We start from the raw sequence: 12,539 nt of genomic DNA, 5'->3' as shown, positions 1-12,539 counted from the left end.
CAGCCAGCGGTGAGCGTGGCTGCGCGCCGTTCAGGCGCAGTCCCCGATACAACTCCTCACGGGGCGCCTCTGTGCTCGCCCTCACGGAACCCATACGGGCGGCGTGCGAGTCCTCACGGAACGCGAACGATCGAGGCCACGGGTCGGGCCGGAGCGATCGCCGCTGCCGACAGTGCGGCCGCGATCCCGAACACCAGTCCCGGTGTCCCAGCGTCGAGCCCCCACCCCGCCAGGGCGGCCCCGAGCCCCTGCCCGAGCACCAGGACGACGAAGAGCATCGCGGTGCCAGCGGATGCGCGCTGCTCGTCGATCTCGGAGGTCCAGGTGATGAGGGCCCCCGTGGCGGCCGTGTACCCCCAGCCGAACGCGACGCACACGAGGAGAGCGAGTGGACGCACGCCCGGGAAGAGGCCGATCAGTGCCGTGGACGCTGCGACGACGAGCGCGGTGAGCATCCACGCCCGCGTGGACCCAAGACGGCGAAGGGCGGCGGAGAGCGGAAGCACCAGGGCCCCGCCGAGCCCCAGGCACATCCATGCGAGCGCCGAGAAGTCACCGGAGGCTCCCCCTTCCACGAGCACCGTGCGCCCGAACGTCCACACGGCCGCCGAGCCAGCTCCGAGGAGCAGCGCGGCGCAGATCACCCGCACGTGCTGCCCGAACCAGGCCCGCGGAGGAACGGCTGCCGACGCGCCATGGCGCTGCACTCGACCGATCGAAGACCTCGCGGTCGAGATGAGCACGGCGACCGCGGAGAGGACTGTGACGATCGCCGCGGCCGCCCACCCCAGTCGCCAGTCGGGCAGCAGGAGCAGGGCGAGTGCTCCGGCGAGCACGAGGCCCGGCCCGGTGCCCGCGTTGACGACGACCTGGAAGCGCTGCCCGCGGTCACCGCTCACGGCCCGCCTGAGGAGCTCGACCAGGGCAGGGGAGGCAAGGCCGGCCCCCGCTGAGCTGACGATGGCGAAGGCCGCGAAGCCCTCGACCTGCGACGCGACTGCCATGCCGAGGGCGCCGCCACCGGCCGTTGATGCCGCGCCCGCCACGAGGGTGCGCGGAAGACGGCCCGCCAGGAAGAACCCCACGATCGCGGCGACGCAGTACATCGCAGACGCTCCGCCCGAGACCGCCCCAGCCATCGAGGGGTCGAGGCCGAGATCGGCCTCGATGTCCGGCAGGTAGAGCCCGTAGGCGAGGCGGACCAAGCCGTAGCAGGCGGCGATGAGACCGACGCCGCCCACCACGAGGAGCCGCTGGACTCCATCACCAAACGAAAACGTACGTTTCATATTTGGAGCTTAGGGTGTGTACATGAGCATCCGCACATCGAGCGCGACGAAGCTCCTCGATGCCGCCGAGGAGCTCTTCTTCACGCAGGGCATCCACGCGACCCCGGTGGATGCCGTCATCGAGCGCGCGGGGGTCTCAGCGGCGACGATGTACCGCGGGTATGCGAGCAAGGAGGCACTCCTCGCGGCAACGCTGGCTCGTCGGCACACGGAGTGGCTCGCGACCTGGGATGCGGCCATCGCCCGCCAGGACTCGCGGGACGGACGCGTCCTCGCCGTGTTCGACGCCCTCGACGCGTTCCGCGAGCATCCGGTGCGCGCTCAATGGTGCGCGTTCCTGGGCTCCGCCGCCGAGTACGCGGACGCGCCGGCCGAGGTTCGCGAGGCCATCGACACGGACACGGACACGCTCCGACGGCGGCTGACGGCATCCATCGCCGGCGACGCGATGAACGCGACCACCCGCGACCGAGAGCTCGCCGACGAGCTGCTGCTGGTCGTCTCCGGCGATCTCGCGATGCGACTCCGCGACCCGAGACACACAACCGCATCAGCCCGGCGCATCGCGGCCACACTCCTCCGCGAGCACACGGCCGCGAACCCAGACGCCTAGCGATCCACCAGCGCTCAGCGGTTGAGCAGCTTCCAGGCGGAGGGCAGCAGCGCGCTGACGGCAGCGATCTTGATGGCGTCACCGAGGAGGAACGGCAGGACACCGAGCGCGAGGGCGGTGCCGAGGTCGACGCCGAGCGAGACCGCGAGCCAGGGGACGCCGGCCGCGTAGACGAGGAGCGTGCCGAGCACCGAGGCGCCGACCGTGGAAGCGACGTGGCGGTCGGCTCGGCGACGCGCGAGCGCGCCGACCGCGATCGCGGCGAGCACGTATCCGACGATGTAGCCGAACGACGGGAACAGGACCCCGGATGCGCCGTCGGCGAAGATCGGCGCGCCCAGCGCCCCCACCGCGAGGTACAGGCCGGCGCTCGCGGCGGCGCGGACCGGGCCGAGGGAAGCGCCGGTCAGCAGCACCGCGAAGGTCGCCAGCGAGACGGGCACTGGCGTGAACGGCAGCGGGATGACGATGAAGCCCGCGGCGACGAGGAAGAGGGTGCCGCCGAGCACGAGCGCGACGTTCAGCAGGGCTTCCTTTCGAGCTCGGGCACGGAAACCGGCACCCACACCGGCACCAGCACCTGCCACGAGGTCGGCAAGAACGCGCGGCACGGCGCCGCTGGTGGGACGCCCGGCGGGGCTGATCGATTCGACACTCATAGGGGTGGGACCTTTCTCTCAGATCTCCTGAACGGTGTTCAGTGAACAGTGTTCAGTAGATTAGCCCCATGACACCCCGCGGTCCAGCCGGAGGCTCCGGCCTCGAGAAGCTCAGCCGTTCGGAGATCGTGACCACCGCTCTCGAGGTGCTCGACGAGCACGGCCTGCCGAACCTCTCGATGCGACGCATCAGCGACTACCTCGAGGTGCAGCCGAGCGCGCTCTACTGGCACTTCCCCAACAAGCAGTCGCTGCTCGCTGCCGTGAGCGACCGCATCCTGCATCCCCTCACCGCCGAGACGTGGATCTTCCCGGGGGCAGGGGGCGAGCCAGGCACGCAGCAGACGCGCACCCTCGCGATACAGCTCCGCACAGCGCTCCTCTCCCGCAGGGATGGCGCTGAACTCGTCTCGAGCTCATTCGCCCTCGACCTGCTGACGGTCGACCTCCTGCGGATGATCGCCGGTGCGGCCCGCAGCGACTTCGGGCTCGGCAGGGCAGGCAGCCGCACCTGTGCGGACGCGGTCGTGCACTACACGATCGGGCAGGTGTTCCACGAGCAGCAGCAAGCCCACGCCGCCGCGGTCGGCGCACTCCAGACCCGCACCCCTGACCCGCTCGGCCCGCAGGATCCGACGGATCGCTTCACGGCAGGCCTGGCACTGATCCTCGCAGGCGCCGCGGGGCTGGCGACGAGCGAGCCGAGCACCGCCCCCTAGGCGAAGTCGACGTGCTGCAGCACCCAGGTGTGCATCGCGACAGCCGCCGCAGCTGAGGCGTTGATCGAGCGGGTCGAGCCGAACTGCGAGATCTCGAGCACCGCATCCGAGACCTCGACCGCCTCATCCGAGACCCCGGGCCCCTCCTGCCCGAACAGCAGCACGCACCGCTCCGGCAGCTCGTACGTCTCGATGGGAACGCAGCCAGGCACGTTGTCGATGGCGAGGACCGGCATCTCCTCGCTCCTCGCCCAGTCGATGAACGCGGCGACACTCTCGTGGTGCACGACGTGCTGATACCGATCGGTGACCATCGCGCCGCGCTTGTTCCAGCGGCGCTTGCCGACGATGTGCACAGTGTCCGCCGCGAACGCGTTGGCGCTGCGCACGATCGAACCGATGTTCATGTCGTGCTGCCAGTTCTCGATGGCGACGTGGAACGCGTGGCGCTTCGTGTCGAGATCGGCGACGATCGCGGCCATTGACCAGTACCGGTAGCGGTCGATGACGTTGCGCCGGTCGCCGTGCTCGAGCAGCTCCGCGTCATACCAGGGCCCTTCCGGCCACTCCTCGCGGCCGCCGGGCCAGGGGCCGACCCCGTGCGGGGCGTCGTCTTCGCTGCCGAACTGCTGCTGATCGCTCACCGCCACAGCCTAGGCGGGCGTGGCGTACACTGCACTTAGAGTCGAACTGACTCTAAGTAGAGAGGAGGTGGAGGATGCCACCCACCAACGCGACCCTCGCCGTCTCCACGGTGATCTTCGCGCTGCGCCCGTCACCTCCCTCATCCCACCGCGCCTCCGCGCCCACGATCTGGGTGCCGCTCGTCCGGCGGCAGCGACAGCCGTTCATCGACCTCCTCGCCCTGCCAGGAGGGCCCCTCGGCGACGAGGACCTCGCCGCCGCCGCATCGCGCACCCTCTTCGAGACGATGCGCCTCGCCCCCAAGTACCTCGAGCAGCTCTACGCCTTCGGCGACGCCGACCGCGTCTTCGGTGCCGACCCACGGGTCGTGTCCGTCGTCTACTGGGCGCTCGTCGGCAACGACGAGGCGAGCTCGGCCCGCCTCGGAGACAACGTGCGCTGGCACCCCGTCGACGACCTCCCGCCCCTCGCCTTCGACCACAGACGCATCATCGACTACGCCCTCTGGCGACTCCGCAACAAGGTCGAGTACAGCTCCATCGCGCACAGCTTCCTCGGCGAATCCTTCACCATCGCCCAGCTGCGGGAGGTCTACGAAGCCGTCCTCGACCGCCCCATCGACGCCGCCAACTTCCGCCGCGACCTGCTCGCCTCGAACTCGCTCGCCGAGACCGGCGAGACCCTCGCCGGCACCAGGCACCGGCCCCCGAAGCTCTACAGGTATATCGAGGCACCCGCCCCGTCCGAGCAGAGCCCCCTCCTCAAGACCTCCCCCGCCGCGAAGGGCAGACCCCATGACCACAACCGCCTCAGTGCACACCACGATCACGCGCATCCAGAGCGGCAAGCAGACCGGCGAGAGCTGCTCACCGGAGCTCGTGAAGTCGCCGTGGGCGTTCGACCTGCAAGCGCCGTCCTACGGGCCTGGGGCGTCAATGGCCGACCGGCTCCCGCCGACGGCACCAAGGCAGGAGCTGCTGCCCGAGGAGTACCGGACCGCGAGTGACGCGGAGATCCACGCCCGCATCCTCACCGCCAAGGCGGCCCTCGGCGACCGCGTCGTGACCCTCGGCCACTTCTACCAGCGCGACGAGGTCGTGCAGTACGCCGACTTCATCGGCGACTCCTTCCAGCTCGCCAATGCCGCGAAAGCCAAGCCGGAGGCAGAGGCCATCGTGTTCTGCGGCGTGCACTTCATGGCCGAGACGGCAGACATCGTGTCGGCGCCGGAGCAGGTCGTGATCCTCCCGAACCTCGCGGCCGGATGCTCCATGGCAGACATGGCCGACAGCGACTCCGTCGAAGAGTGCTGGGAGCAGCTCGCCGACCTCTACGGGACGCAGCCGGGCGCCGATGGCCGCGTGCCCGTCATCCCCGTCACCTACATGAACTCCTCCGCCGAACTCAAGGCGTTCTGCGGGCGCAACGGGGGCATCGTCTGCACCTCATCGAACGCCGAGACCGTGCTGAAGTGGGCGTTCGAGCGCGGGCAGCGGGTGCTGTTCTTCCCCGACCAGCACCTCGGCCGCAACACCGCGAAGGCCATGGGCGTGCCGCTCGAGGAGATGCCGCTCTGGAACTCGCGCCGCCCGCTCGGCGGGCAGACCCCCGAGACGCTCGACGCCGCCAAGGTCATTCTCTGGAACGGCTTCTGCTCGGTGCACAAGCGCTTCACCGTCGCCCAGATCGAGAAGGCCCGCGCGGAGTACCCCGAGGTGCGCGTCATCGTGCACCCCGAGTGCCCCATGGCGATCGTCGACGCCGCCGACGAGTACGGCTCCACCGACTACATCACGAAGGCCATCGCGGCCGCCCCCGACGGCTCTGTCTTCGCGATCGGCACCGAGATCAACCTCGTGCAGCGCCTCGCCGCCGAGTACCCGCAGCACACGATCTTCTGCCTCGACCCGGTCGTGTGCCCCTGCTCGACGATGTACCGCATCCACCCCAGCTACATCGCCTGGGTGCTCGAGGGGCTCGTGGCCGGCGAGGTGCGCAACCAGATCAGCGTGCCGGCGAGCGTCGCCGAGCCGGCCAGGGTCGCGGTCGAGCGGATGCTCGCGGCCCGGCCGGACACGACGATGGCGTCCTGACGTGGTCGGGGATGCTGGGCTGCCGGGAGGCGCAGACGCGTCCGAGGCTGCCCCCTCGCCTCAGGCGGGCGGGCGCTTGCGGGTGCTTGTCGTGGGCACCGGCATCGCGGGTCTGACCGCGGCGCTGGCGGCGGCCGCCGACGGGCACGACGTGGTGGTCGCCACGAAGTCGACGATCGGCGACACCGCCACCTCCCATGCGCAGGGCGGGATCGCGGCAGTACTCGCGGCTGGTGCTGATGCTCGCGCTGGTGACAGCGTCGAGTCGCACGTGCGCGACACGCTCGCAGCTGGTGCCGGGCTCGGCGACCGGCGAGCGACCCAGGTGCTCTGCGAGTCGGCGGATGCGCGCATCCGCGGCCTGATCGCCCTCGGCACGCGCTTCGACCGGGTTCCCGTCGCTGAGGCCGCCGCCGCCGCGAGCGACAGCGCAGCACCTTCTTCCTCGCCCGCATCGACGAGTCGCCCTGAAGGGCCGCTTCCCGTCCCAGAAGGCGACCATCTGCGGCAGCTCGCGCGCGGGCTCGAGGCGGCGCACTCGCATCCGCGCATCCTGCACGCCTTCGGAGACGGCACCGGGCGCGAGATCCAGCGAGCGCTGAGCGACGCCGTCCGCGCGGCGGCCGTGCGCGGGAAACTCCGGCTGCTCGAGCACACGTTCCTTGTGGACCTGATGCTGGACGGGGTTCCGACGGCGACCACGCCGAAGCCCGACACCGCGGCTTCCGCGAGCGACGCGGCTTCCGCAGCACCGCGCGTGGTCGGCGCGTGGCTGCAGAGCGCGGGCGGTGCAGGCTGTGCGGACGGCGCAAGCGGCACAGGCCGCGCAGACGGCCGCCAGGATGACGCCCCACGCCCGTTCCCGGCGGATGCGATCGTGCTCGCGACAGGCGGCGCCGGCCAGCTCTTCGCGCACACGAGCAACCCCGGGGTCGCGACGGGCGACGGCATCGCAGTCGCCGCGCGGGCCGGAGCCGAGATCTCTGACCTCGAGTTCGTGCAGTTCCACCCGACCGTGCTCGCCGGATCCGGGGGCGCACTCATCTCGGAGGCCGTGCGCGGCGAAGGCGCCGTGCTGCTCAACGATGCGGGCGAACGGTTTCTGGTCGGCGTGCACCCCGATGCCGAGCTCGCCCCGCGCGACATCGTTGCGCGCGGCATTGCCGACGAGATGGCGAAGCAAGGCGGACGCCCCGTGCGTCTCGACGCGACGCATCTGGGCCGGGAGTTCCTCGAGCGCCGCTTCCCGAGCATCACGGCGCGCATCGACGGGTCCGGGTTGGACTGGTCGCTCGAGACGGTGCCGGTCACGCCCGCAGCGCACTACCTGATGGGCGGTGTCGTCACCGACCTGTTCGGGAGGACGAGCATCCCGGGCCTCTACGCGGCGGGCGAGACGGCCCGCACGGGCGTGCACGGCGCGAACCGTCTTGCATCGAATTCACTCCTTGAGGGTGCCGTCTTCGGGCACCGCGTCGCGGAGGCGCTGCGCGAGCAGGCCCGGCTCGGCCAGCGAACGCTCGGCCAGGCCCAGCTCGGCCAGGCGCAGCTCGGCCAGGCGCCGCGGGCCGACCCAGGTTCCGCTCACGGCCTTGCTCACGAACCCGCCCGCGGTCTCGGCCGCGTCTCGGACGTCGCGGACTCCCCGTCCCCTGACCAACTTCAGTGCTCGAACGCCTCGATTCGAGCGTTTCGGCCGAGTTCTGAGCAGAATCGCACTGATGTTGGACAGCGGACGGCCAGCGATGCGGCTCCTGCCTTCTCGCGGGCCGCGCTGCAGACGCTCATGTGGGCGAACTCGGGCCTGCACCGCAGCGGCGCCGCACTCGAAGATGCCAAGCGGGTCATCACCGCCTGGGCGGGCGACCGAGACGCCGCCGGACCGGACTCGTCGGTCGCCGACCGTGAGGACAGCAACCTGCTCCTGCTCGCTCGCCTCACGGTGGAGGCCGCGCTGACCCGTCGGGCGTCAGCCGGCGCGCACTTCCGGGCAGACCACCCCTCCGCTCGTGAGCCCCACACCCACACCCATCTTCCCCATCTAGAGAGAGCCATGGCGCGCTGATGCTCACCCCTGCCCACATCGTGACGACCGTGAGCGCCGCTCTGCTCGAGGACGCCCCCTGGGGTGACGTCACGGCCTCGGCGCTCATCCCGCACGACGCCACCGCGAGTGCCACCCTCGTCGCGCGCGAGGCCGGCGTGCTCTCGGGGATCGAGGTGTTCGCGGGGTCCTTCCGGCTCACGGATGCGCGCATCCAGGTCGATCTGCACGCCGACGACGGTGACGAGTTCGCCGCAGGGGACGTGCTGGCGACCGTCGCGGGCCCCGCGCGTTCGGTGCTCACGGCGGAGCGGGTGGCGTTGAACTTCGCGCAGCGCATGAGCGGCGTCGCGACGCTCACTCGCAGCTACGTCGACGCGGTCGCGCACACGTCAGCGCGCATCACGGACACGCGCAAGACGACCCCCGGGCTGCGGGCCTTCGAACGGCACGCCGTGGCGAGCGGTGGCGGCCGCAATCACCGCTTCTCGCTGTCGGACGCCGTCATGGCGAAGGACAATCACCTCGCCGTGCTCCTGCAGCAGTCGGGCCTCAGTCTGACGGAGGCGCTGCTCGCGGCGAAGGACAAGCTGGGCCACACGACGCACGTCGAGGTGGAGGTCGACCGGCTCGACCAGGTCGGCCCGGTCCTCGCGGCCGGCGTGGACACGATCATGCTCGACAACTTCTCGCTGGCCGAGCTGCGTGAGGGCGTCGCGCTCATCAACGGGCGGGCGGTCGTCGAGGCGAGTGGCGGAGTGAACCTCGACACGGTCGCGTCGATCGCGGAGACGGGTGTCGACGTCATCTCGGTCGGCGCCCTCACTCACAGCGCGCGAGCCATCGACCTGGGCCTCGACATGGCGCTCGAGGCCGCGGCCGAGCCCAGACCAGAGGCCGGGCGCTGACATGCTTCACCTCGATGCCGCCGCGACGTCTCCCGTCCGGGAGGAGGCACTCGCCGCGGCGTGGCCGTTCCTGACCGCGTCGTTCGGCAATCCGTCGAGCACGCACGGGCTCGGCGAGCAGGCCTCCGCCGCCCTCGCCGATGCCCGCACGGCAGTGGCGGCTGTCCTCGGCTGCCGGTCGTCCGAGGTGGTCTTCACGTCGGGAGGCACCGAGGCGAACAACCTCGCGATCAAGGGCATCGCCCTCGGGAAACCGCGCGGGCGGCACCTCGTGACGAGCCGCGTCGAGCACGAGTCGGTGCTCGCATCCGCCGACTACCTCGCGCGTCTCCACGGCTTCGAGGTGACGTTCGTCGACGTGGATGCGGCTGGCTTGGTCAGCGAGGAGTCCCTGGCCGCGGCCCTCCGTGAGGACACGACCCTGGTGTCGCTCGCGACGGCGAACAACGAGGTCGGCACGGTGCAGGACATCACGGCACTGGTCGCCGTCGCCCAGGCGCGCGGGGTGCCGTTCCACACCGACGCGATCCAAGCGGCTGGCTCGCTCGACGTCTCGATGACAGCGACGGGGGTGGATGCGGTGAGCCTGTCGGGTCACAAGCTGGGCGCTCCGAAGGGTGTCGGGGTGCTCGCGGTGCGCTCGCGGCGTCCGCTCGAGCCCCTCATCCATGGCGGCGGGCAGGAGCGTGGGCGCCGATCCGGCACGGAGAATGTGGCGTTCGCGGTGGCGTTCGCGGTCGCGCTGCGGCTCGCGGATGCTGACCGGCGCGCGGAAGCTGAGCATCGGCCGCCTGCGAGCATCGGCGACCTGCCCTCGAGCCCGCGCGACGTGTTCGTCGCCGACGTGCTCTCGCGCATCCCGGATGCGCGGCTCACGGGCCACGCGTCGGCTCGCCTCCCCCGCCACGCGTCGTTTGTGCTTCCGGGGGTGAACGGGGAGACGGTGCTGCTGGAGCTCGAGCGGCGAGGCGTGCTCGCGTCTGCGGGGGCGGCGTGCGCGGCCGGCCACGACGAGCCATCGCACGTGCTGCTCGCGTTGGGGATCCCCGAGGACGACGCCCGCACCGCCCTGCGGTTCACGTGGGGAGCATCCACGACCTCCCTCGACCTCGGCGGTGTCGCCGAAACCCTGGCCGACGTGTTCGAGACGGTCACCGCCCTGAGCCGCTCTTCCACCCTGCACTAGGGTGTGGCGTTGCAGCATTCGCGCGACCACGGAGGAACGACATGACCTACGGACACGCTCCGGCCGGCCGGCCGACCCTTGAGCAGCCCTACTACGGGGCTCCGTTCCCCGAGGCGATCGTTCGCTTCGTGAAGAAGACGTTCGTCTACCGCGGCCGAGCGAGTCGCAGCGAGTACTGGTGGGTGGCGCTTGCCCTCGCGGGGCTCACCATGGTCTTCAACGTGATCGCCATGGGCTTGGACTTCAGAAGCGGTTCGACCCCCACCTGGGTTGCGATCGGCGGTGGCCTGTTCGGCCTGTTCAGCCTCCTCGTCAACCTCGCACTGCTCCTGCCCACGATCTCCATGCAGGTGCGCCGACTCCACGACGCGAACTTCTCGGGCTTCTTCGCGTTCCTCGGCCTCGTCCCCTTCTTCGGCCCGATCGCGCTCGTCGTGTTCGCCTGCCTGCCGTCCGTGCCCGCCGGTGCGCGCTTCGACGGGACCGGCCAGTACCCCGCGCCCAACCAGGGGTACTACCAGGGCCAGCCGTACCAGGCTCCGGTGCAGGGGTACGGCCAGCCCCCGACACAGCCCCAGGCACCGGGCCAGTACTACGCACCGAACCAGTACCCGTCAGCGCCGCAGTCTGACCCGTACTCAGCTCCGGACGCCTGGAACGGCCCGTCCTCAACGGACCCCGGCCAGACACGCTAGCCCCGCAAACTGGGCCAACCTGCCAGCCTCAGCGGCTCAGCAGCCCAGCGACTCAGCGACTCAGCGACTCAGCGGCTCCGCTTGGCCCGCTTGGGTGCGGCCGACAGCAGGCGCGAGCCGTCTTTCGTGAGCTTGCGGTACTCGACGCGCTCTGGGCCGAGGCGTGTTCGCATCGTGCGGAGCGCATCCGCTGAGGCGTCGACGGTCACGACCCGGCGGCCGCACTCCCGGGCGACGGCTGCCGTCGTGCCGGATCCGCCGAAGAAGTCGGCCACCCAGTCGCCCTCGCGGCTGGATGCTCGGATCATGCGCCGCAGCAGTCCGGCCGGTTTCTGTGTGGCGTAGCCGGTGCGCTCCTTGCCGGTCGGCGACACGATGGTGTGCCACCACACGTCGGTGGGCAGCTTGCCGCGCTCACGCTTCGCCTCGGTCACGAGGCCTGGTGCCATGTAGGGTTCCCGGTCGACCTCGGCGGCGTCGAAGTGGTACCGCTTCGGGTTCTTCACGTACACGAGGATCGTGTCGTGCTTCGCGGGCCAGCGCTTCGAGGTGCGCGCCCCGTAGTCGTAGGCCCAGATGATCTCGTTGAGGAACTTGTCGCGCCCGACGAGCGCGTCGAGCACGACCTTCGCGTAGTGCGACTCGCGGAAGTCGAGGTGCAGGTAGAGGGTGCCGGTCTCGTCGAGGAGCCGCCATGCCTCCACGAGACGCGGTTCGAGGAAGCCCCAGTAGTCGGCGAACTCGTCGTTGAATGCCGACAGCTCGCCGAGGGTGTGCTCGTAGCTGCGCCCCTGGAATCCGGTGCGGGTCAGCGGGGTGGATGCTGGGGCCTCGTCGTGTGCGAGCGCCTCGCCGAGTTCGGCGGCCTCGACGGCTTCCTCAGCCGGGGACTGCCGCTTCACCTTGATCGACTGGCGCTTCTGCTGTTTGCCGGTGTTGAAGGGCGGGTCGAGGTAGATGACCTGGAAGGCGCCGTCGGGGAGGCGGCGCATGGCGTCGAGGTTGTCGCCGTGCACCACGAGGTCGGGGCCGGCGGCGTTCCACAGCGAGGTCACCTGTCGAGATTAACGTGATTCGTTGCGCTGAGCGCGCACGCTAGTGTTCTCGCCATGATGGTGAACCTCGACGACGGCCGCACGATGAAGCAGCGGATGCTCGCAGGCGAGCTGTACCACGCGGACGACCCGGAGCTGGCAGCGGGTGCGGAGCGCGCCACCCGGCTGCAGGCGGAGTACAACGCGACGTTCCCGGTGGACGGGGAGCGCGCGTCCGCGATCCTGGCGGAGCTGATCGGCAGCCTCGGCGAGGGGGTCGCCGTGAAGGCGCCCCTGTATGTCGACTACGGCTCGAACATCACGATCGGCGATGGCACGTTCGTGAACGTGGGTCTCGTCGCCCTGGATGTGACGCCGATCACGATCGGGGCGCACTGCCAGATCGGTCCGAACGTGCAGCTGCTCACGCCGACGCATCCGCTCGACCCTGAGCCTCGACGCGAGGGCTTTGAGGCCGGCGAGCCGATCACGCTGGGTGACAACGTGTGGCTCGGCGGGGGCGTCATCGTCTGCCCCGGCGTCACGATCGGCGAGAACACGGTCGTGGGTGCCGGAGCGGTCGTCACGAAGGATCTGCCGCCGAACGTCGTCGCCGTCGGGAACCCGGCGCGGGTCATCCGCACCCTCGACTAG

12 protein-coding genes and 1 pseudogene are annotated in these 12,539 nt (G+C 70.5%); 9 read left to right on the top strand and 4 right to left on the bottom strand.

Annotated features, from left to right (window positions below; genetic code table 11):
- Positions 1-113: 113 nt before the first annotated feature.
- Positions 114-1,289, bottom strand: a complete 1,176-nt coding sequence (locus F8O03_RS00575; protein WP_151421937.1) for an MFS transporter — start codon at positions 1,287-1,289, stop codon at positions 114-116.
- A gap of 22 nt (positions 1,290-1,311) precedes the next feature.
- Between F8O03_RS00575 and F8O03_RS00570 the strand changes: the two genes are divergently transcribed.
- On the top strand, positions 1,312-1,902 hold the full coding sequence (locus F8O03_RS00570) for a TetR/AcrR family transcriptional regulator (protein ID WP_151421936.1): 591 nt from the start codon (positions 1,312-1,314) through the stop codon (positions 1,900-1,902).
- Between the two features lie 14 nt (positions 1,903-1,916).
- On the opposite strand, the gene F8O03_RS00565 is transcribed toward F8O03_RS00570, so the two are convergent.
- Positions 1,917-2,561 carry a biotin transporter BioY gene (locus tag F8O03_RS00565; RefSeq protein ID WP_151421935.1) on the bottom strand — a complete coding sequence of 215 codons (645 nt, stop codon included), beginning with the start codon at positions 2,559-2,561 and terminating at the stop codon, positions 1,917-1,919.
- A 68-nt stretch (positions 2,562-2,629) separates the two neighbouring features.
- Between F8O03_RS00565 and F8O03_RS00560 the strand changes: the two genes are divergently transcribed.
- On the top strand, positions 2,630-3,280 hold the full coding sequence (locus F8O03_RS00560) for a TetR family transcriptional regulator (protein WP_151421934.1): 651 nt from the start codon (positions 2,630-2,632) through the stop codon (positions 3,278-3,280).
- Here F8O03_RS00560 and F8O03_RS00555 read toward each other — a convergent pair.
- Positions 3,277-3,924, bottom strand: coding sequence for an RNA methyltransferase (locus F8O03_RS00555; RefSeq protein WP_151421933.1), 648 nt, complete (start codon positions 3,922-3,924; stop codon positions 3,277-3,279). The two genes, F8O03_RS00560 and F8O03_RS00555, sit on opposite strands and share 4 nt — an antisense overlap.
- 74 nt (positions 3,925-3,998) lie before the next feature.
- Here F8O03_RS00555 and F8O03_RS00550 point away from each other — a divergent pair.
- The 6 genes and pseudogenes from F8O03_RS00550 to F8O03_RS00515 form a co-directional block, all read left to right on the top strand.
- Positions 3,999-4,685 (top strand): annotated as a pseudogene (locus tag F8O03_RS00550) (NUDIX hydrolase); the annotation flags it as partial.
- Between the two features lie 34 nt (positions 4,686-4,719).
- A complete protein-coding gene (gene nadA, locus F8O03_RS00545) occupies positions 4,720-6,018 on the top strand; it encodes a quinolinate synthase NadA (protein ID WP_151421932.1) in 1,299 nt (432 codons plus the stop codon).
- Position 6,019: 1 nt separating this feature from the next.
- The gene (locus tag F8O03_RS18180) at positions 6,020-8,083 is read left to right on the top strand and encodes an L-aspartate oxidase (RefSeq protein ID WP_208851764.1); all 2,064 of its coding nucleotides are present in this window, start codon (positions 6,020-6,022) and stop codon (positions 8,081-8,083) included.
- Positions 8,083-8,970 carry a carboxylating nicotinate-nucleotide diphosphorylase gene (gene nadC, locus F8O03_RS00525; protein ID WP_151421931.1) on the top strand — a complete coding sequence of 296 codons (888 nt, stop codon included), beginning with the start codon at positions 8,083-8,085 and terminating at the stop codon, positions 8,968-8,970. The genes F8O03_RS18180 and nadC overlap by 1 nt, the downstream gene beginning before the upstream one ends.
- A gap of 1 nt (position 8,971) precedes the next feature.
- Positions 8,972-10,156 (top strand): cysteine desulfurase family protein, encoded by a 1,185-nt coding sequence (locus tag F8O03_RS00520; RefSeq protein ID WP_151421930.1) that lies wholly within the window; start codon positions 8,972-8,974, stop codon positions 10,154-10,156.
- Between the two features lie 41 nt (positions 10,157-10,197).
- A complete protein-coding gene (locus F8O03_RS00515) occupies positions 10,198-10,851 on the top strand; it encodes a DUF805 domain-containing protein (protein WP_151421929.1) in 654 nt (217 codons plus the stop codon).
- Between the two features lie 68 nt (positions 10,852-10,919).
- On the opposite strand, the gene F8O03_RS00510 is transcribed toward F8O03_RS00515, so the two are convergent.
- Complete coding sequence (locus F8O03_RS00510) at positions 10,920-11,906, bottom strand: DNA-methyltransferase (protein WP_425280944.1); 987 nt, start codon at positions 11,904-11,906, stop codon at positions 10,920-10,922.
- A gap of 54 nt (positions 11,907-11,960) precedes the next feature.
- On the opposite strand from F8O03_RS00510, the gene F8O03_RS00505 reads away from it, so the two are divergent.
- A complete protein-coding gene (locus F8O03_RS00505) occupies positions 11,961-12,539 on the top strand; it encodes a sugar O-acetyltransferase (protein WP_151421928.1) in 579 nt (192 codons plus the stop codon).

Origin of the sequence: Pseudoclavibacter terrae (assembly GCF_008831075.1) — a bacterium.
GTDB classification, from domain to species: domain Bacteria; phylum Actinomycetota; class Actinomycetes; order Actinomycetales; family Microbacteriaceae; genus Pseudoclavibacter; species Pseudoclavibacter terrae.
This window is presented reverse-complemented; position numbering and strand designations above follow the sequence as displayed.